This is a genomic window from Prevotella dentalis DSM 3688 (assembly GCF_000242335.1).
In the GTDB taxonomy this organism is placed as follows: Bacteria; Bacteroidota; Bacteroidia; order Bacteroidales; family Bacteroidaceae; genus Prevotella; species Prevotella seregens.
The window spans coordinates 1,422,647-1,444,111 of sequence record NC_019968.1 but is presented as its reverse complement, the minus strand read 5'-3'; the positions used below and the strand labels follow the sequence as shown (position 1 = coordinate 1,444,111).

Sequence of the window (21,465 nt, the reverse complement as noted above, 5' to 3'; positions counted from 1 at the left end):
TGCCGCCATCGGAAAGCCGTGGCTGCCCATGGATAACCATCAATTAACAACATCAACAATGAGTGTTGACATCATAAGCGTGGAGACCCGCGCCCAACTCAAGACTTTTATCCAATTCCGTTACGACCTGTACCGCGGCTGCAACAATGCCGTTCCGTTCCTCTTCGGCGAGGAAATGAACACGCTGCGCAAGGACAAGAATCCGGCGTTCGACTCCTGCGAGGCCAAGTATTTCCTGGCCATGCGCGAGGGAAAGGTGGTTGGACGCGTGGCCGGCATCATCAGCCACAGGGCCAATCAGCAGTGGGGCCGCCGGCGTGTGCGCTTTGGATGGCTCGACTTTGTGGACGACATGGAGGTGTCACAAGCCCTTATTCTGGCCGTGGAACAGTGGGGAGCCAGCAAGGGCATGACCGAAATCGGAGGCCCGCTAGGCTTTGAAGACATGGACCGCGAGGGCATGCTCGTCGAGGGTTTCGACCGTCTCTCCACCATGTACATCAATTACAACTACGACTACTACCCCCGCCACATGGAGCAAATGGGGTTTGCCAAGGAGAACGATTGGGTGGAATTTCACATCCAGGTGCCGAAAGTGACACCACCCAAGTTTGCCAAAACAGCTGAGTTCATCGAGAAACGGTACAACCTGCAGGTGCGCAAGTACAACCGACACGACTTCATCCACGGAGGCAAAGGCCACGAACTGTTCCGCATTCTCAACCTTACCTATAAAGATTTGTATGGGTTTGCCCAGCTCTCCGAGCGGCAGATAGTCAAACTTGTGAACGATTACATCAAGCTGGCCGACCTGAATCTGGTGACCTGCGTGGTGGATGCCAACCACGACGACCGCATGGTGGCGTTCGGTGTCTCGTTCCCTTCGTTCTCGCGGGCCCTGCAAAAGACCCGTGACGGCCGGTTGCTGCCCCTTGGATGGTGGCACATGCTCCGCATCCTGAAGTGGCACAAGACCGACACCGTCGACCTGTTGCTCATCGGTGTACTGCCCGAATACCGGGCCAAGGGCGCCAATGCACTCATCTTCAACGACCTCATCGACTGGTATCGACGCTACGGATTCAAGTGGGCCGAAGCCATGCCGCAGATGGAAACCAACACGGGCGTGCTCAGCCAATGGCAGTATCTGGATGCCGAACAGCACCGCCGGCACCGCTGCTACAATAAAGACATAGCCGCGAAATAGAGCCGCGACACAGGCTCTGCCCGGCCTTTAAACAATCATTATTAATTAGGATGGCATGAATCGGAGGGTTACCGTACCTTTGCAGGCGCGTAACAAGAACTCGATTGAGACCCATCATGCTGAGACCTTTCCTTTTTTTGTACGGCCTAAGTCTCGCCGTACCTGCCTTTGCAGAGACTGCCGACTCCGTGAGAATCGGCGAAGACCTTAACGAAGTGTCCGTCATCGGATTCAAGCAAGACCGCGAATCCGTCTCCCCCATTTCCCAGACATCCATCGGCAGCCGGTTCATCCAGGCCAACGAACTGCAGGATCTGCGCGACCTGAGCTCGATGATGGCCAACTTCTACATGCCCGACTACGGCTCGCGACAGTCTTCTCCCATCTACATCCGCGGCATCGGCTCCAAAATCAACGCGCCCAGCGTGGGCGTCTACGTGGACGGCATGCCCAGCTTCAACCGCTCCGTGCTCGACATTGACCTCTTCGGCGTGAGCAAGATAGAGGTGCTGCGCGGCCCCCAGGGCACGCTCTTCGGCCGCAATTCCACGGCCGGCCTCATCAACATCTACACCCACTCGCCGCTGGATTACCAGAACACCACGGCCAAAATAACCTATGGAACCTACAACGACTTGCAGGTGGCCGCCTCCACCTACAACAAGCTCTGCCGCAGCCTCGGCCTGTCCATAGCGGGCAATTACCACCACAACGACGGCTACATCCGCAACATTTACCTGAACAGCAAAGCCAACAAGACCGACAACGGAACCGTCAGACTGGGGCTGGCCTGGAAGCCCACGCAGAACTGGCTCATGCGCTACACCTTCAGTTTTGACCGCACCGTCCAGAAAGGCTACCCCTACGCCATCTACGACGAAAAGGCCGGGGCACTGGGCCGGGTGAGCTACGACCGCGAGTCGGGCTACAAACGCACGGTCGTCAGCACAGGCATGAACTGGCAATATGAGGGCCGACGCGCACGCTTCAGCAGCCAGACCTCATTCCAGCACAGCCATGACAAGATGGCCACAGACCAAGACTATACCAATCAAAACCAACTTTATGCCGTCATGCCACTCCACCAGAACATGGTGAGCCAAGAGTTCACGCTGCGCTCCAAGGGCGGCATGCGGTACCAATGGATTGCCGGAGCTTTCGGCTTCTACCAGAAAGAGGACTACACCACGCTCATCGACTACGTGGCGCGCAAGCAAACTCTCGGGCTGGTCAACGGACTGCCCACCAGCGGCATTGCCGCATACCATGTCTCTACCCTTGACATCTACCGGGGGCTTTCGGCTTCCGTCGGTCTGCGTTACGATTACGAAGACGCCAAAATAAACAACGAAAACTGGCTGGCACCCCTTGGCAACACCGCCGACCACAAGCAGACCGGTACTTTCAGCGGGCACAGCCACTCGTCGCAATTCACGCCAAAGTTCACGCTGAACTATCTCTTCGCCCCCGAGCAAATCGCCTACGCCACGGTGGCCCGGGGCTTTAAGGCCGGTGGCTTCAACAGTGTCATCGAGACCGAAGCCGACCGTTCCTACGATCCTGAATACACCTGGAACTACGAGCTGGGCACCAAACTGGCTTTTCCGGGCGGCCGTGTCTCTGTCGAGGCCAGCCTTTTCTACGTGGACTGGAAGCACCAGCAACTCCCCATCACCTTTCCCGGCAAGGGAAACGTGGTGCGCAACGTGGGCCACAGCAACAGCAAGGGCTTCGAGCTGACACTCCACGCCAACCCCGCCAAGGGCCTCTTGCTACAGGCCAACTACGGCTACACCTACGCCCAGATGCTCAACGGCAACATGGGCACCCAGGACTACACGGGCAACATGCTGCCCATGGTACCCCGCCACACCCTGTCTCTCGACGCCGGCTACACCCTGTGGAACCCCCTCCGCGGGCTCAACAAGCTGAGTTTCCACGCCAACCTCACCGGCACGGGCCCCATCTACTGGCGCGAGGACAATGCCATGAAGCAACCTTTCTACGCCCTGCTCAACCTGAAAGCCGCCATGACCAAGGGCCGTTTCACCTGGGAGCTGTGGACCAAAAACACCACGGACACGAAGTATATGGCCTACTACTTCGTATCCGTGCAGAAGATGGGGCAGCAAGGTCGCCCCTTTATGGCCGGCACCTCGCTGGTCTACAACCTGAAGTAGACCCGAAGTGCCGGCCCGCTTTCCGTTTTATTCCACCACAATGGGCTTGTACTTCGGCACAAGTGTCTTCATCACCACCCAGCCCACGAGGTAGGCCACGGCACAGATGCAGAAGATAATCATGTAGCCGGCCGGCTTCCCGTCGAAGCCCATGAAGCGGAACGCCTCACCCTGCCCCTCGGCATAGGTGAAGAGCATGCCCGAACCTTTGTTGATGAGGAACGAACCCAGGCCGCCCGCCATGGCGCCGATGCCGGTAATGGTGGCTATGGTCGACTTGGGGAACATGTCGCCGATGGTGGAATAGAGGTTGGCCGACCAGGCCTGATGCCCGGCTCCCAGCAGTCCGATGATGATGGCGGGCCACCAAGGACTCAAGGTGCCCATGGGTTGGGCCAGCAAACCCAGCACGGGGAAGCACGCAAAGATGAGCATGGCCCGCATGCGGCCGATGTAGGGATTCATGCCTTTCTTGTCGACGAAGTAGGTGGGCAGGTAGCCTCCACCGATGCTCAGCACCGTCACGATGGCATAGAGCGTGAAGATAAGCAGGATGCCCATGGTCGAGTCTGACGTGTAGCCATACTGGTCGGAGAAGTAGGCGGGGGCCCAGAACAGGAAGAACCACCACACGCCATCGGTGAGCAGCTTGCCCATAATGAACGACCAGGTCTGCCGGAACGTGAAGCAACGCCAGAAACCAATGACCTTTTCTTCGGCCTCGGGGGCGTCGGCCGCCGGTGTGTCAAGCGGCGCGGCCTCGTCGTCGCTGTCCTGATTGATGTAGAGCAGCTCGGCCGCATTCACGTGTTTGCTCTTGGCGGGCTTGTCGTAGAGCCAGATCCAGAGGCCCATCCACACATAGCCCAGCACGCCGATGATGACAAAGGCCCACTCCCAGCCCAGCGCACGGGCCAGCAGGGGGATGGTGGCCGGGGCGGCCAAGGCCCCGATGGAGGCGCCGCTGTTGAAGATGGAGGTGGAGAAGGCGCGGTCTTTCTTGGGAAAATACTCGGCCGTCACCTTGATGGCAGCCGGGAAGTTGCCGGCCTCGCCGGCAGCGAGGATGAGCCGGCAGGCCAGAAACAGATACACACTCACCGTGGCAATGGCCACCGCCGCGTCGCTGCCCGCCTGCACCATACGCAGGGCTTCGATAGAACCGTAGCCCTCAATCTGCATGGCCACCCAGCCGCAGCCGGCGTGCATCACGGCTCCCGTGGACCACACGAAGATGGCAATGAGATAGCCTTTCTTAGTGCCCATCCAGTCGATGAACTTTCCTGCAAAGAGGTTGGTCATGGCATAGAAGATGGAAAAGAGGCCCGTGATGGTGCCATAGTCGTTGTCGGTCCAGTGAAATTCGGGCGAAATGAAATCCTTCCACGTCAGCGAGAGCACCTGACGGTCCATGTAATTGACCGTCGTGGCCAGAAAAAGCAGGGCACAAATCACCCAGCGGAAGTTCGACATTTTGTTGGTTTGAATCGTAGACATAGTTTTTATTCTTCAGTGTTTGAAGTTTATTCGAGGTTGGGAATGCCGACAACCTGCATGTCGGTATAGACCAGATTTTCTCCGGCCATGCCCCAGATGAAGGTGTAGTTGCTGGTGCCGGCGGCGCAGTGCACGCTCCACTGCGGGGAGATGACGGCCTGCTCGTTGTTCATCCAGATGGGGCGCGTCTCCTGCGGCTCGCCCATCACGTGCAGAATTTTCTGGCCCTGGGGCACCCTGTAGTACATATAGGCCTCCATGCGGCGGGTATGCGTGTGGGCGGGCATGGTGTTCCACACGCTGCCCTCCTTGAGTTCGGTGATGCCCATCTGGAGCTGACAGGTGTGCACGCCGGCCACGCCGTCGATAATCATCTGGTGAATCACGCGGTCATTGCTCTCTTTCAGGCTGCCGGCCTTGATGTTGTTGGCCTCTTTCAGCGTCACTTTCCTGGTGGGGTAAGTGGCGTGGGCGCAGGCCGAATTCAGGTAGAACTTGGCCGGTTCGGCGGCATTCTTGCTGGCCACCACGATGTCCTTGGCCCCGCGGCCCACGTAGAGCGCCTCCTGAAAACCGAGCGTATAGCTCTTGCCGTCCACCGTCACCGTGCCCTCTCCGCCAATGTTAATGATACCCAGCTCGCGGTTGTCGAGCAGGTTGCGGCCGTTCGTGCCCTTGCTCTCGTCCACATAGAGCGGGGCGATGGAGGTGAGTTTCAGCGGAGCTGCCGTGGGCTCTGCACCGCCGATGAGGAAGCGGTCGTAGAACGTGTAGGTCCAGTTCACCTCGCCGGGAGCAAACACTTTCTCGATGAGATACTCCTTGCGCAGTCGGTCGGTGGTGTAATGCTTAGCGTCGTCGGGGCCTGTAGCCCAGCGCACATTGTAGTGGGTGTAGGCGTTTTCGGCCTTCACCTCGTAACCCTTGTTGCAGCATTGCTGTGCCATGGCCATTCCGCCGACGAGGCACAGTGCGATTGTCATGAATGTTTTCTTCATTGTTCGTTCGGTTAAAGGGAGGCCCGCGGGGCCTCCCCATGGTTGTATGGTCTTTTCGTTTCTATAGTATCGCCATGTCGGTAGGCCTTAGAGGGCCTTTTCGGCCTGCAGTTTCTCATCCCTGAGGATGAGCCGACGGTTCCAGAGCATCATGCCCAGCGTGGCCAGCAGCAGGGCGCCGGCGCCGATGTAGGCCCCCCACTTGCAGGCGGCGTAGATGACAAAGCCGTAGAGCGAGCTGGCAAAGTCCATGCTGCCGGCCTCGAAACCCTCGGGCACCTGCGCGGCCTTGTCGCCCGTCTCACGGAACACGGTGGCGGCAGCCTGGGTGAAGTCGGGCGCCATGATGGTGACAAACCACAGCCCCAGCAGCAACGCCACCAGGCCGACAAGGTAGGTGCGCACCACGTTGCCCTTGGTATAGGGCAGCATCAGCGGGAACAGATAGAACAGGCCGGCCAGCGAAGCCAGGGGCAGGAACTGGTTGCCGGGCAGCACCACGGCGATGACCAGATAGGTGGGAATGAGCAGCAGCGTGCACACCAGCGTGGTGGGATGGCCGATGACCAGGGCCGGACTCATGCCGATATACACCTTTTTGCCATGAAAGCGCTTGTCCACCAGCTCCTTGGTCTTCTCCGAGATGGGCATCAGACCGTCGATAAACAGCTTGGTGATGCGGGGAATGAGTTCCATCACGGCACCCATCGTCACACCGAGAAAGAGCGTCTTCTTCACGTCGAGCTGGGCCACGAGGCCAATCAGTGCGCCCACGATGACACCCAGCACGAGCGGTTCGCCCAGCACGCCGAACTTCTTCTTGAGCCCCTCGGCGTCGATGTCGAGACGGTTGAAGCCGGGAATGCGCTCGAGCACCCAGTTGATGCAGAGCGTGAAGGGCACAAAGCTCTGGCAGAAAGGCTGCGGCACGGAAATGCCGTCCATGCCCTCGTAGAAGCGTTGGAACTTGGAGGCCGTGAGGTCGGCCACTACCAGCGTGAACATGTAGCACACGATGGCGGCAAAATAGCCCCACACCAGATTCTCGCCGAACACGAAATAGACCACGGCGCCGATGAAGGCGAAGTGCCAGTAGTTCCACAAGTCGATGTTTACCGTGCGCGTAGTCTTGGTGAGCAGCATCAGCACGTTCACGCCCAGGCAGATGGGGATGATGAGTGCACCCACTGCCGTGTTGTAGGCCACGGCGGCGGCGGCCGGCCATCCCATGTCGAACACGTTGAGTTGCAGGTGGTAGATTTGCGAGATCAGCGTCAGCGGGTCGCTGAAGTTGGTGGTGAGCAGGGCTGTCACAATGCCCAGTCCCACGAAACCGACGCCCACATAGAGGCCCGATCTCAACGCCTTACCGAAGTTCATGCCTATGCACAGCCCAATGATGGTGAAGATAATAGGCATCATCACGCTTGCTCCCAAGCTGATGATATAGCTAAATACATTTTCCATAATTCTTTTTTGATAGATTGTTTTAGCAACAACTTGGCGCAAATTTACTAAAAATAATTGGTTCGGCGCAGGGAAACGCCAAATAATTGCATGTTTTGACACTTTGCCGCCAACGGGCCGCCGCCCCGACACGGGCCCGGGCGGGCGGGCACTTCTACGCGCCATGGACACACGACCGCCGGCCGGCCGCCATGCAGCCGGATGCCGAAGCGAGAACGCCGCCGCACTATTCGCCTGGCGAAAACGGTGGTTTCGCAGAACCAATACGGTGAAAACGCATCGCGACAACAGTGTAATCGCAATGCGAAAACGGCGCAATCGCAGCACGATAACGGCCTCATCGCCAAGCCTGAACAACAGATTGACAGAAGCAAGGCTTTGGAATCAATGGAGCAAGACCATGGAATCGAGAGAGCAAGGCTTCGGAATCGAAGAGACGGAACGGCGGCTTCGCAGTGGCGCGAGGGGGCGGCGGCAACAAATGGGCCGCCGCCCCACCCCGTCAATCCTGGAAGTAGACGCGCTTGACACGGTTGCTGATGCCAGTGAGCACTTCGTAGGGGATGGTGTCGAGGGCGGTGCTCAGCTCGGTGACAGGCAGATGGTCGCCGAAGATTTCCACGCTGTCGCCCTCCTGACAGGCAATGCCGGTCACGTCGATCATGGCCACGTCCATGCAGATGTTGCCCACGTATTCGGCCCGCTGCCCGTTCACCAGGCAGTAACCGCGGCGGTTGCCCAAGTGTCGGTTCAGTCCGTCGGCATAGCCTATGGGGATGGCCGCGATGAGACTGTCGCGGGCAATGGCACCCTTGCGGCTGTAGCCCACGGTGTCGCCCGCCTTGACCTCGCGCAGTTGCAGGATGGTGGTCTTCAGTGTAGACACGTTGTTGATGATGCTGTTGTCGCGGCTGTCGATGCCATAGAGGCCCAATCCCAGGCGGCACATGTCGAGCTGGCGTTCGGGAAAGTGCTCGATGCCGGCCGAATTGTCGATGTGCCGCAGTATCTTGTGGTCGAAAGCGGCCTGCAGCCGCCGGCTGGCCTTGTCGAAAAGCTGGAACTGACGGGCCGAGAACTCGTCGAAACCGTCGCTGTCGGCCCCCACGAAATGGGAGAAGACCGACCGCGGGATGATGGCGTTCTGGCGGTGCAGACGGCCGATGAGCTCGTCCATGTCGTGCTCGGGATCGAAGCCCAGCCGGTGCATGCCCGTGTCGAGCTTGACGTGTACGGGGTAGCCGGTGATGCCTTCTTTTTCGGCGGCGCGTATCAGGGCATCGAGCAGGCGGAAAGAGTAGACCTCGGGCTCCAGGTCGTAGTCGAACATGGTCTTGAAAGCCGAGAGCTCGGGGTTCATAATCATGATGTTGCTCGTGATGCCGTTGCCCCGCAGCATGGCTCCCTCGTCGGCCACGGCCACGGCCAGATAGTCCACGCGATGATCCTGCAGGGTCTTGGCAATCTCGATGCTTCCGGCCCCGTAGGCGTCGGCTTTAATCATGCACACGAGTTTGGTTTCGGGGTGCATGAAGGAGCGGTAGTGGTTCAGGTTCTTCACCACAGCGTTGAGATTCACCTCGAGCACGGTCTCGTGCACCTTTTGCACAAGGAGCTCGGTGATGCGGTCGAAGCCGAACTGGCGTGCGCCCTTGAGCAGAATCACCTCGTCGCGCAGGCTCCTGAACACCTCGCTGCGGATGAACGACTCCACGGTGGAGAAGAAGAATTTCTCGGAAAGCTGTATCTCGTCGGCATGGGCGGAGAGCACAGGGCCTATGCCGATGAACTTCACCACGCCGCGCTTGCGGGCCAGGTCGCTCACTTCCTTGTAGAGCCGTTCGGGCTCGTCGCCGCTCTGGAAGATGTCGCTCAGGATGAGCGTGCGCCGACGGCCCTTGTGGTCGGGTCGCCGGTTCATGAAGTCGAGGGCGATGTCGAGCGAGTTGATGTCTGAATTATAGGAATCGTTGATGAGCGTGCAGCCATGGCGGCCCTCCTTTACCTCCAGACGCATGGCCACAGGTTCCAGTTGCGGCATGCGCTCGGCGAGCTGCCGGGCGTCCAGTCCCAGGTGCAGGGCCACGGCGGCGCACACGATGGAGTTCACGATGGAGGCGTCGTCGATGAAAGGAATGCTGTAACTGGCCTCCGCCCCACCTTTATATATATAGGTGACGGTGGTGCTGCCCTCCCCTTTCGCCACCGACTTGACGAACAGCGGAGCCCGCCGATCCTGCGTGGACCAGCAGAGACGCTCGCCCTTGCTGCGGAATTCGGCCACCACGCGGGCCACGTTTTCGTCGTCGGCGTGATACACCACAGTCTCGGCATCATGGAAGAGCATCAGCTTCTCGCGGCACTTGTCCTCCATCGAATCGAAGTTTTCCTGATGGGCTGCACCCAGGTTTGTGAGCACGGCAATGGTGGGTTGGATGATGTCGCGCAGGGCCAACATCTCGCCGGGCTCGCTGATTCCGGCCTCGAAAATTCCCACCTGCGTCTGCTCATCCATGAGCCAAACAGACAGGGGCACGCCTATTTGGGAGTTGTAACTGCGCGGGCTGCGCGTCACATGAAGCCCCGGCGAGAACAGCTGGTAGAGCCACTCCTTGACCATGGTCTTGCCGTTGGAGCCCGTGATGCCCACAATGGGGATGTTGAACTCGTCGCGGTGGCGCTCGGCCAACCGCTGCAAGGCCTCCAGTGTGTTGACCACCCGCAGGAAGTTGGCTTCGGGATAGTCCACGGCATAACCGGCCGGAACATCGGCCACGACGAAGTTGCGGACACCGCGTCGGTAGAGTTCGGGGATGTAATTGTGACCGTCGTTGCGCTGCGACTTCAGGGCGAAGAACAGCGTCTCCTCGGGAAAGCAGAGCGAACGGCTGTCGGTAAGCAGGAAGCCCACGTTGGCATCGCGGTCGCCATAACGGCGTGCTCCGATGAGTGTGGTTACTTTTTCAATGGTGTAAGTCATGATGATCACGTTTTTACTTCGGTGCAAAGATAATAAAAAGCGGGTAAAACGGAAAGTAAAAACGCCAAAAACGGGGCATATTTCCACCCCTCGCCCCCTTATTTCGGGTAGGCGAGGTTGGCGGGTTGGATGCGTTCCAGCACCTCGGCGAGGTACTTGCGGGCCTCCCAACGGGCCATGGGCAGGTCGTGAAGCAGGTAGTTGCCGCAGTCGCGCGGGGCGGCGCCGGGGATGTCGCCGGCGTATTCGGCCACGAAACGGAACGTGCGTTTCATGAGCTCCACGATGTCGGCCGACTCCAAATCGCCGCGCAGCAGCAGATAGTTGCCCGTGAGGCAGCCCATGGGGCCCCAGTAGACGACGCGGTCTTTCCACTCGGCATCGTTGCGCAGATACGTGGCGGCCAGGTGCTCCATGGTGTGGATGGCGCCGTTGTGAAGCGCGGGCTCGCGGTTGGGTTCTTTCATTCGGATGTCGAATGTGGTGATGGTCTCGCCGCCCACCACGTCTTTTCGCGACACGTAGATGCCGCGCAGCAGTCGCGTGTGGTCGATGGTGAAAGAGGGAATCTTGTCCATACGGTCTTGTTTTTAAATGATTTTCTGTAGAAATGCCTTGGTCATGCCGAAGCTCCCGTCGGCCATTCGGCTCCAGAAATCGAAGTACTGGGCGGCCTTGTGGTCCTTGAGCGGCACGTCGCTGATGATGCGGAACGAGATGAAGGGTGTGTGATAGAGGTGGCAGGTCTGGGCAATGGAGCAGCTTTCCATGTCCACGGCCATGGCCTCGGGGAAGCGGTCGAGGATGGTTTGCATCTTCTCCCGGCTGTCCACAAACCAGTCGCCGCTCACCGTGAGCCCGCTGCAAACCCGGCCCGGACGACCGTCTGCGTCGAGCTCGAGGGCGCGCTCCACCAGCTCGGGCGGGGCTGTGTAGCGGGCGGGAAGCCCCATCACCTGGCCGAACTCCACCTCCTGGCCGCAGTATGCGTCGTGATAGGCACAGGCTGTGGCCACTACCACGTCGAGCGGATTGAGCTCTACGCTGGCCCCGCCGGCCACTCCGGTGGAGACAACGAGGTCGGGATGGAAGGCGTTGATGAGCTCCACGGCCCCAATGGCCGAGTTCACCTTGCCGATGCCGCACTGCAACATGACGATCTCGGCGGGGCCCATGCGGCCCGTCACAAAGTCTTTTGCGTGGCGACGCTCCGTGCGGGCAGCCTCGAGCAAGGTCTGCAGCTGCGCAAATTCCTTGTCCATCGCCACGATAATTCCTATCTTCTTCATGGCTGCAAAGTTACAAAAACGGCGGCATATTGCACCTTTTAACGTTTAACTTTTAACTTTTCGGCGAAATTTATCTACCTTTGCGCAGCATTATGCGATAACCATCGAAGCAAAAATAAACGTTTATCACAAATCATGGGAACACTCAAGAGATGCCTGCCAGACGTTCTGGCGATTGTGCTTTTCGCCGTCATTTCCTTTGTTTACTTTATGCCCGCCGACCTTGATGGGCGCATTCTCTACCAGCACGACTCGTCGGCTGGCCGCGGATCCGCCCAAGAGGCGCGTGCATATCAGCAGCAAACGGGCGAGCGCACCCGCTGGTCCAACGCCACCTTCAGCGGCATGCCCACCTATCAGACGGCTCCTTCGTACAACAGCACAGACGTGTTGAGCAAGGTCATCACCGTCTACCACCTCGGTCTGCCCGACTATGTGTGGTATGTCTTTGCCTATCTGCTGGGCTTTTACATCCTGCTGCGCGCCTTCAACTTCCGTGAATACCTGGCCGTGCTGGGCTCCGTCATCTGGGCTTTCTCCAGCTATTTCTTCATCATCATAGCCGCGGGCCACATCTGGAAAGTGATGGCACTGGCCTATTTGCCGCCTATGATCGGCGGTCTTGTACTGGCCTACAGGGGCAAATTTCTGTGGGGATTCATCGTGACGGCCATCTTTACGGCCTTCGAGGTGAACGCCAACCACGTGCAAATGACCTACTATTACCTGTTCATCATCCTCTTCATGGTCATTGCCTGGCTTGTCCAGGCCATTCGCGAACGCCGGATGGCCCGCTTTTGGAAAGCCTCGCTTGTGGCCATGGCCGGTGCAGCCATCGGCATTTGCATTAATCTTTCCAACCTCTACCACACGTGGCAGTACTCGCAGGAGAGCATGCGCGGCAAGAGTGAACTGGTGAAAAAGAATGCCGCCAACCAGACCTCCAGCGGCCTCGACCGCGACTACATCACGCAGTGGAGCTATGGCATCGGCGAGACTTGGACGCTGCTCGTGCCCAATGTCAAGGGCGGGGCCAGCGTTCCCATGAGCCAAAACAGGACGGCCATGGAGAAGGCCGACCCCAATTTCGTGCAGGCCTATCAGCAGATAGGCCAGTATTGGGGCGAGCAGCCCGGCACAAGCGGCCCCGTCTACGTGGGGGCTTTCGTGCTGATGCTCTTTGTTCTCGGCCTGTTCATCGTCAAAGGGCCCATGAAATGGGCCTTGCTCGCCGCCACGGTGCTGTCCGTTCTCCTCTCGTGGGGCCGTAATTTCATGGACTTCACCAACTTCTTCCTCGACTATGTGCCCATGTATGCCAAGTTCCGCACGGTGGCTTCCATCCTCGTCATAGCCGAGTTCACTATCCCATTGCTGGCCATGCTCGCCCTGAAGAAGATAGTGGACGAGCCCGAAATCCTGAAGCAAAAGGCCAGATGGCTCTATCTGAGCTTCGCCCTCACCGGCGGATTCGCCCTGCTGTTCTGGCTGGCGCCGGGACTGTTCTTCCCCGATTACATTTCGACTGCCGAGTCGCAGCAGTTCGCCCAGATAGCCCAGCAGGGTGCCGAAGCCCGACAATGGGTGGAGGGATTCAAGGCCAACCTCGTGAGTGTGCGCAAGTATATCTTTGCCGCCGACGCCCTGCGGTCGCTGCTTGTCATCCTCGCGGGCTCGCTGCTGCTCTGGCTTTACCGGGCCAAACGCCTCAACGCGAAGTTCCTGGTGGGCTGCATCGCGCTGCTTTGTCTCGTCGATATGTGGCAGGTCAACAAGCGTTATCTCAACGACGGCATGTTTGTGGAGAAGAGTGTGCGCGACACTCCGCAGCCGATGACGGCTACCGACCAACAGATTCTCAAGGACAAGGGCCTCGATTATCGCGTGCTCAATCTGGCCTCCAACACGTTCAACGAGAACGAAACATCGTATTATCACAAGAGCATCGGCGGCTACCACGCAGCCAAGCTGCGGCGTTATCAGGAGATGATCGACGCCTATATCTCGCCCGAAATGCGGAAGATGATTCCGGCGATAGCCGGTGCCGGTGGCGACATGACCAAGGTGAACGGCGACTCCATCTACCCCGTCATCAACATGCTCAACGCCAAATACATCATCATGGGCCTACAGAACGGCCAAACCGTGCCCATCCAGAACCCCTATGCCTACGGCAATGCGTGGTTCGTGGACAAGGTGGACTACGTGGATAATGCCAATGCCGAGATTGCCGCCGTGGGTAAAATCAACCTGCGCCACGAGGCCGTGGCCGACAAACGGTTCGCCCAACAGCTCGGCCAGTCGGTGCAACAGGGCAGCATGTCCATGGCCACACTGAAGACTTATGCGCCCAATGCCCTCAGCTATGAGGTGAACTCCGACAAGGGTGGCGTGCTGGTGTTCTCCGAAGTGTACTATCCCGGCTGGACGGCCACCGTCGATGGGCAGCCCGCCGAACTGGGGCGCGTCAACTATATCCTGCGTGCCATCAACCTCAAACCGGGCAAACACACCGTCGCGCTCGACTTCCACCCGTCCTCGATCCGCAGGACAGAGACCGTGGCCTACGCGGCCTATGGCCTGCTTGCGGTACTGATGGCCCTCGGACTCTTCTTTGAATGGAAGAAGAACAAGGGCGCAACAGCATGGCAGAAGCCCTGAACACACTACCAAGCAACGTCCTGCCGCGCAGCAGAAAACGCCTGTTGCGCGGCAGGACAACCGCATAACCCAACCGCATTCCTCCCATGACATCCTGCAAGACTCTCCTCACCCTCGGTCTTCTGCTGGCCAGTGCCGCGGCACCGGCCCAGGAATACCGTCCCGGCTCCAGCTTGTTTCTGACCCCATGGCCCGTCGCCCAGGTCACCGTTCCGTTCTCCTTGTCGGCCACCGGCACGCAATTGCCCGTCCAATGGGGCCTCGACGTGGCTTGGCTCAACGAGCAAAACATCCGCAAAGGCATCAATTTCATAGGCAGGGAAAACCTGGGAATTGCCCGCAGCAGCTTCCAAATGAACGAGCCTCTGGTGGGTGACACCACCCTCACCAAGGCACAGCAGACCATGCTGCGACGGCGGACGGCAGCCATCAATCTGATAAGTCACAGCCTCGACATCGTGCTCAACGCCGACCAAGGCGACGGTTCTTCGCAATACATCAACAGCTACTACTCGTCGGGCAACAGGGCCAATCCCGAACGCTGGGCCCGCCTTATCGACGCCTCGGTGGCCTACATGCAGGAGAAATATCCCGCCCACAAGGTCGTGGCGGTGTCTCCTTTCAACGAGCCCGACTATACGCCGTGGAACGAGGGAACGCTGGCCAACTTCAAGGAAATAGCCAAACTGCTGAAAGAAAACTACCCCCGGTTCGAGAATATAGCCATCACGGCCGGCAATACGCTCAACAATGACTATGCCGCCAACTGGTACAACGGGGTGAAACCCTATGCCACATGGGGCAACACGCACCAGTTGGCGGGGTCGTTCAACAGCTTTGCCAACTTCTGGAAGCAGGTGGTCGACGACGGCAACTACCCTTACGCCGACGAGTTGCACAACGTGGGCGAGGCCATGATAGCCGTCCATTATGGCATGAAGACCGGCATCTGGTGGGGATTCGACAGCCGCGCCCGCGGTGAATTTTGCCGCATCAGCAACCACGGCACCCGCTTGGCCTATGCCGAGAACCGCGCAACGTGGACGGCAGCATCGGTCTATCGCGACGATGCCACCGGCCAGGCCAAGGCCTTTGTGGGCGGCAGCGAGCGTCAGGCCAACAACTCCACGTACCTCTTTCTCTCGCCCGACCGCGACGTTTACTTCGACGGTCAAGGCCCCTTGCGCGCCTTCCGCATGGAATATCCCGGCGGAACAGGCTATCAAACAGGCCAGACCAACGCCGAGCGCGTGTACAATATCACCAGCGGCGAGGACGTGGAGCGCAAGCCGCTCACGGCCGGAGAGTACAAGATTATGAACAAAGGCACGCAGGGTTTGGTGGCCGCCCTCGGCACAGACGACATTGTTCAGAACTGCTACACGCCCACCGCCACTCCCCGCAAGCAGGACATCTGGGCCATTGCACCGGCCAGCGATCGCATCGGCGGCGACTACAGCTTCTACACCATCACCAATCCCGCGACTGGGCTGCACCTGAACGTGCTCAACAACTCGACGGAATCTGGGGCCAATGTCATTCCCTACAACGCCCAGAATGCCAGCAACGAGCAGTGGTACACGGAGTATGCGGGCGACGGCTTCTATTTCATCCGCAACCGTGAAAGCGGCCTTTACCTCACCTTGCGCGCTAACCGCAAGGTGAGCAACATCAGCATCGTGCAGAGTAGTCTGCTCACCGGCGCCAACCTGGACCGCCAGCTGTGGCGCTTCCTGCCCATAGACGCACCCACAGAACTCACTGCACCCACCACCCCCACCGGGCTCACGGCCACGCCGCAATCGGCCAGTGTGAGGCTCAACTGGACGGCAAGCACCGATGCCGACGTGGACAGCTACACCGTTCTGCGCGCTGATGCCGACGGGAACGGGTGGAACACCATCGCCCGTGGCATCGCCGCCACCTCCTATACAGACAATACTTGCCGCCCCGGCACCACCTATATATATAAGGTGGTGGCCGTGGACAAGTCGCTCAATGCCTCCGAACCCAGCACGACCATACAGGCAAGGCCCGGCAACGACAAGGATATGGTGGCCTCGTGGCAGTTTGAAGGCAGCATCAACGACGAGTCGGCCAACATGATGGATGCCGTCAGCCCTGAGGCTCCGGCCTATCAGACCGATGCCAAAGTCGGTGCCCAGGCCCTCGCACTGAACGGTACCGGCTGGCTGCAACTGCCTTACGAGGCGGGCGACATGGACGAAATGACCATCGCCCTATGGGCCAAATGGACCAACAACAGCAAGAGCTGGACGCGCCTCTTCGACTTTGGCAACGGCACAACGCAGTACATGTTCCTCACGCCGAGCAACGGCACGAACATGCGTTTCGCCATCAAGGACGGCGGAGACGAGCAGACCGTGGATGCCCCGACCAAGTTCCCGGCCAACAGCTGGCACCACGTGGCCGTCACTCTTGGCGGCGGAACCGTCACCCTCTGGCTGGACGGGCAGGCCGTCGGTTCGTCCACGGGCGTCACCATCAAGCCCAGCGACATCCACCCCGTGCTCAACTACCTGGGCCGAAGCCAGTTCAGAACCGACCCTTTGTTTGCCGGAGCCCTCGACGACGTGCGCATCTACAACCACGCGCTCAGCCAGGAACAGCTGCGAGACCTTATCTCCCAGCCCACGGGCATCGCCTCTCCCGAAGCCGAGGAGAGCCGCAAGGCTGAACCGCTCTACAATCTGGGCGGCAGCCGCGTGGCCGAAAGCTACAAGGGCGTCGCCGTGCAGAAAGGGCGCAAGGTGGTCAGGCGGTAACCCGCCGCGCCCTGCGCCAGCCCGCTACACGGCCAGCTTGCGGCTCCGCATGCCGTAAGCGGCAATGACCATAAAGCAAATCATAGGAACCACAAACGAAAAATTCATGGCGGGCAGCCCCAGCACCCGCCCCTCTACATCCATAATGGCAGCCTGAATGGGCGGGATGACGCTGCCTCCCAAAATGCTCATCACCAGGCCGGCACCGGCAAATTTCACGTCGTCGCGGATGCCCGTCAGGGCGATGCCATAGATAGTGGGGAACATCAAACTCATGCAACCCGACACCGACACCAGGCACCACAGCCCCACTCTGCCGTCTGCAAAGACCACGCCCACCAGCAACAGCAGGGCGGTAGCAGCCAGCAGGGCAAGTAGCGTGCCGGGGTTGACGAACTTGAGGAAGTAGGTGCACACAAACCGGCCCACGGCAAACAGGGCCAGCGCACCCAAGTAATAATAGGTGGTGAGCTGGTGGGCCGCAGGCTCGGCCATGCCTTCCAGGTCGCAGAACACGTGGTTGCCATAGTACATGATGTAGGCCCAACACACCGTTTGCGCCCCTACATAGAAGAACTGGGCCACCACGCCGCGGCGGTAATTGGGCAGCCTTGCCAGCCGTCCCACGGCGGCCCACAGGCTGCGCCGCTCGCCGGTGTCACCGGTTTTGGGCATGCGCGTGAGGGCAATGGCGGCCAACAGTGCCAGAATCACGATGCCGATGTAGAGATAGGGCTGCACCAAGATGTCGAGATCGTGGGCCTTAATGGCCTCGAACGCCGCCGTGTCACCGGCCTTGAGCCGGGCGCGCAGCGCACTGTCGGCCGGGTTGATCCCCGCCGACACGTAGGTCAGGGCGACGAATGCGCCCGAAATGGCTCCCACGGGATTGAATGCCTGCGCAAAGTTGAGCCGTCGGGTGGCCGTGTCGGCCGAGCCCATACAGTAGACATAAGGGTTGCAACTGGTCTCAAGAAACGAGAGGCCGCAGGTCATCACAAAGTAGGCGGGCAGGAAAGCCAGGAACAGTCCCGAGGCCTTGGCCGGGACAAAGGCCAGCGCGCCCACGGCATAGAGGGCCAGGCCCAGCATCACACCGGCCTTGAACGAATAGCGCTGGATGAACATGGCCGCCGGAAAAGCCATGCAGAAATAGCCCAAATAGAAAGCCACCTGCACGAAACTGCTCTCGAATTTGCTGATTTGGAAGATTTTTCCAAACGAGGAAACCAGCGGGTTGGTCACGTCGTTAGCAAAGCCCCACAGGGCAAAACACAGGGTAATCATGAGGAACGCCAGCAGAAAGCTGGTGCCGTCTTTCTTGAAAAGTCCGTCCGGACGCGATGCTGTCTTCATGTTTGTTGAATAGGTGTCAGGTCGATTCTGCCGTGGCAGGGCCGTCTGGCAGCCCCGTCGCGTGGGTCAAAGGCCCATGGTTTTGGCGCAAAAATACAACAAAAAGGCGTTATCACCAAAATTATTTTGTATTTTTGCGGGCAAGGGCACGACCGCCAAGGCGTGCCCGCAAACCACTTAGAGACCCCACGCATGAAGAAACTGCTCTCGCTTCCCCCCAATCTCGTAGAATGTTTTCATGACATCACCGGCTGTGACCCGGCCGAATGGTTCTGCGCCCACGACCCCGTGGGCCGCAAATTGGGCTCCGGCGGCGGCACCGCCTGGCTGCTACTCAAGGCCCTGGCCGGCTGCCCTTCGGCCGAGGGCAGGCTGCGGCCGGGCGACCTGCAACGGGTCCTCGACCGGCTGCCACAGGAAAAGCACATCCTCATCCACGCCGGCGGGCAGAGCCGCCGACTGCCGGCCTATGCCCCCTCGGGCAAGATTCTCACCCCCCTGCCCGTGTTCCGCTGGGAGCGCGGACAGCGGCTTTCGCAAGACTTGCTGCAATTGCAGCTGCCGCTCTACGAGCGAATCATGGCGGCTGCACCGGCCCGGCTGCACACCATGGTGGTGAGCGGCGACGTCTATATCCGCGCCACACAGCCCCTGCAGCCCATCCCCGAGGCCGACGTGGTGTGCTACGGGCTGTGGCTGGGCCCCGAGATTGCCAAGGACCACGGCGTGTTTGTCTCCTCGCGGCAGCGGCCCTCGGAGCTGGAGTGCATGCTGCAGAAGCCCACGCCAACCGTGCTGGGCCAGCTGCTCAAGGACCATTACTACCTCACCGACATCGGTGTCTGGCTGCTTTCCGACCGTGCCGTGCGCGTGCTCATGGAGCATGCCGTGGCCCACGACCGGGTAACCGACTACGATCTCTACGGCACCTTCGGTTGCTGTCTCGGCACGCGGCCCACCGTGCACGACGCCGCCGTAGCCCAATTGTCGGTGGCCGTGCTGCCGTTGCCCGGCGGCGAGTTCTACCATTTCGGCACTTCCCACGAGCTGCTCTCGTCCACACTGGCCATCCAGAACTTAGTGAACGACCAGCGGCGCATCATGCACCACTCGCGAAAGCCCCACCCCGCCATCTTCGTGCAGAACGCGCTCGCCGAGTGCCGGCTCACCGAAAGCAATGTGAACATCTGGATAGAGAACAGCCACGTGGGCCCGGACTGGACGCTCTCGCGCGAGAACATCGTCACCGGCGTGCCCCGCAACGACTGGTCGCTCACGCTGGAGCCGGGCCAATGCGTAGACCTTGTGCCCATGGGCGAGGCCCACTGGGCCGTGCGCCCCTACCGCTACGACGACCGTTTTGACAGCAACCTGCAGCAGAAGCCCCTATTCCCCGTGGCCGAAAGCGTGGAGGCCGCCGGGCAGCTGCTGGCCTGCATGCTGGGCCAGGACAGGTCGGCCGAGGCCCGTGCCCGTTTCGAGCAGGCACCCAAGGTGAGTGCCGAGCAAATCTCGGCCCGGGCCAACCTGCGCCGGCTCACGGCGCAGCGCACGCGGCTGCGGGCCGAAGCCTGGCCGCGGCTGGCCCTGAACTACGAGCACAGCATCTTCTACCAGCTCGACCTGGCTGACGCCGCCCGCGAGTTTGCCCGCCACCACATGGCCGAACCGCCGGCCATCGACGTCCGTGCACCGCTCATGACCCGCATCCACGACGCCATGTTCCGCTCCGAGCTGGCCCGCCTCAACAGCAGCGACGGCCAAGGCGGCCTCGCGCAGGAGGAGCGGGCCTTTGCCCTGCTGCGCGAGGGACTGGCGGCCCCCACACCCGCCGACGGGCCCACGACGGCCTTGTCCACGGGCACCACCGCCATGCCGGAGGCTCCGGCAGCCGGCCGACGCGTGGCCACCGACCAGATAGTGTGGGCCCGCAGCCCCGTGCGCATCGACATTGCCGGCGGCTGGACCGACACCCCTCCCTACTGCCTCATGGAGGGCGGGAGCGTCATCAACCTGGCCATAGAGCTCAACGGCCAGCCGCCCATCCAGACCTACGTGAAGCCCTGCGCCGAGCCCCACATCATTCTGCACAGCATCGACCTCGGGGCCACGGAGACGGTGACCACCTATGAAGAGCTGGCCGACTGCGACCGCGTGGGCAGTCCGTTCTCCATTCCCAAGGCGGCGCTCACGCTGGCCGGCTTCGGCCGCGGCCGGCAACCGGCCGGACACGCCACGCTGCGCGACCATCTGCGGGCCTTTGGCTCGGGCATCGAGCTCACGCTACTCTCGGCCATCCCCGCGGGCAGCGGTCTGGGCACCAGCTCGGTGCTGGCCGCCACAGTGCTCGGAGCCCTCAGCGACTTCTGCGCACTGGGCTGGGACAAGCAGACCATAGGCCGCCGCACGCTCGAATTGGAGCAGATGCTCACCACAGGCGGCGGCTGGCAGGACCAGTTCGGCGGACTGCTGCACGGCGTGAAACTGTTGCAGACGCAGCCGGGATTCGAGCAGACACCCTCCGTGAGGTGGCTGCCCGACGGGCTTTTCACCCAACCCGAGTACCGTTCCTGCCATTTGCTCTACTACACGGGCATACGGCGCACGGCCAAAACCATCCTTTCCGAGATTGTGCGGCGCATGTTTCTCAACCAGCACGACGAGCTCATGCTGCTGCGGGAGATGAAAGCACACACGATGGAGATGTACGAATCCATCCAGCGGCAGGACTTCGAGGCCGTGGGGCGACTGGTTCGCACGACCTGGAAACAGAACCAAATGCTCGACAGCGGCACCAACCCCGACGAGTGCCGACGGCTCACACAGCTGGTGGACGACCTGTGCCTGGGCTACAAACTGCCCGGGGCGGGCGGCGGAGGCTACCTCTACATGATGGCCAAAGACCCCGAGGCGGCCGCCCGCATCAAGGCCATCGTTGACGAGCACCCCCTGCGACCCAACGCCCGATTCGTGGACATGAGCCTGAGCCGGCACGGGCTGCAAGTGTCGAGAAGCTGAACACCCTTGAAGCTCAAGAAGAACAT

12 protein-coding genes are annotated in these 21,465 nt (G+C 60.3%); 5 read left to right on the top strand and 7 right to left on the bottom strand.

What is annotated here, in order from left to right:
- The first annotated feature begins 58 nt into the window (after positions 1 to 58).
- Positions 59 to 1,207 carry a hypothetical protein gene (locus tag PREDE_RS13200; protein WP_015310583.1) on the top strand — a complete coding sequence of 383 codons (1,149 nt, stop codon included), beginning with the start codon at positions 59 to 61 and terminating at the stop codon, positions 1,205 to 1,207.
- 116 nt (positions 1,208 to 1,323) lie between these two features.
- On the top strand, positions 1,324 to 3,387 hold the full coding sequence (locus PREDE_RS13195) for a TonB-dependent receptor (RefSeq protein ID WP_005846083.1): 2,064 nt from the start codon (positions 1,324 to 1,326) through the stop codon (positions 3,385 to 3,387).
- A 27-nt stretch (positions 3,388 to 3,414) separates the two neighbouring features.
- On the opposite strand, the gene PREDE_RS13190 is transcribed toward PREDE_RS13195, so the two are convergent.
- The 6 genes from PREDE_RS13190 to PREDE_RS13165 all read right to left on the bottom strand — a co-directional run bounded on the left by PREDE_RS13190 (position 3,415) and on the right by PREDE_RS13165 (position 11,618).
- Positions 3,415 to 4,884, bottom strand: coding sequence for an MFS transporter (locus PREDE_RS13190; protein WP_005846081.1), 1,470 nt, complete (start codon positions 4,882 to 4,884; stop codon positions 3,415 to 3,417).
- Between the two features lie 26 nt (positions 4,885 to 4,910).
- Positions 4,911 to 5,882 carry a 5-dehydro-4-deoxy-D-glucuronate isomerase gene (kduI, locus tag PREDE_RS13185; RefSeq protein WP_005846079.1) on the bottom strand — a complete coding sequence of 324 codons (972 nt, stop codon included), beginning with the start codon at positions 5,880 to 5,882 and terminating at the stop codon, positions 4,911 to 4,913.
- An 87-nt stretch (positions 5,883 to 5,969) separates the two neighbouring features.
- Entirely contained in the window at positions 5,970 to 7,349 is a 1,380-nt protein-coding gene (locus tag PREDE_RS13180) for a PTS galactitol transporter subunit IIC (RefSeq protein ID WP_005846077.1), read from the bottom strand.
- 502 nt (positions 7,350 to 7,851) lie between these two features.
- Positions 7,852 to 10,329: a bifunctional UDP-N-acetylmuramoyl-tripeptide:D-alanyl-D-alanine ligase/alanine racemase gene (locus PREDE_RS13175; RefSeq protein WP_005846073.1), complete on the bottom strand. Its 2,478-nt coding sequence runs from the start codon at positions 10,327 to 10,329 to the stop codon at positions 7,852 to 7,854.
- A 98-nt stretch (positions 10,330 to 10,427) separates the two neighbouring features.
- Positions 10,428 to 10,907 (bottom strand): S-ribosylhomocysteine lyase, encoded by a 480-nt coding sequence (locus PREDE_RS13170; protein WP_005846071.1) that lies wholly within the window; start codon positions 10,905 to 10,907, stop codon positions 10,428 to 10,430.
- Between the two features lie 12 nt (positions 10,908 to 10,919).
- Positions 10,920 to 11,618: a 5'-methylthioadenosine/adenosylhomocysteine nucleosidase gene (locus PREDE_RS13165; protein WP_005846070.1), complete on the bottom strand. Its 699-nt coding sequence runs from the start codon at positions 11,616 to 11,618 to the stop codon at positions 10,920 to 10,922.
- 135 nt (positions 11,619 to 11,753) lie between these two features.
- On the opposite strand from PREDE_RS13165, the gene PREDE_RS13160 reads away from it, so the two are divergent.
- Both PREDE_RS13160 and PREDE_RS13155 read left to right on the top strand, forming a co-directional pair.
- Complete coding sequence (locus PREDE_RS13160) at positions 11,754 to 14,279, top strand: YfhO family protein (RefSeq protein ID WP_005846068.1); 2,526 nt, start codon at positions 11,754 to 11,756, stop codon at positions 14,277 to 14,279.
- 86 nt (positions 14,280 to 14,365) lie between these two features.
- Positions 14,366 to 17,065: a LamG-like jellyroll fold domain-containing protein gene (locus PREDE_RS13155; protein WP_005846066.1), complete on the top strand. Its 2,700-nt coding sequence runs from the start codon at positions 14,366 to 14,368 to the stop codon at positions 17,063 to 17,065.
- Between the two features lie 24 nt (positions 17,066 to 17,089).
- Here PREDE_RS13155 and fucP read toward each other — a convergent pair whose 3' ends face one another.
- Positions 17,090 to 18,421 carry an L-fucose:H+ symporter permease gene (fucP, locus tag PREDE_RS13150; protein WP_005846065.1) on the bottom strand — a complete coding sequence of 444 codons (1,332 nt, stop codon included), beginning with the start codon at positions 18,419 to 18,421 and terminating at the stop codon, positions 17,090 to 17,092.
- 192 nt (positions 18,422 to 18,613) lie between these two features.
- On the opposite strand from fucP, the gene PREDE_RS13145 reads away from it, so the two are divergent.
- Positions 18,614 to 21,439: a bifunctional fucokinase/fucose-1-phosphate guanylyltransferase gene (locus PREDE_RS13145; RefSeq protein ID WP_044127015.1), complete on the top strand. Its 2,826-nt coding sequence runs from the start codon at positions 18,614 to 18,616 to the stop codon at positions 21,437 to 21,439.
- Positions 21,440 to 21,465: the final 26 nt, after the last annotated feature.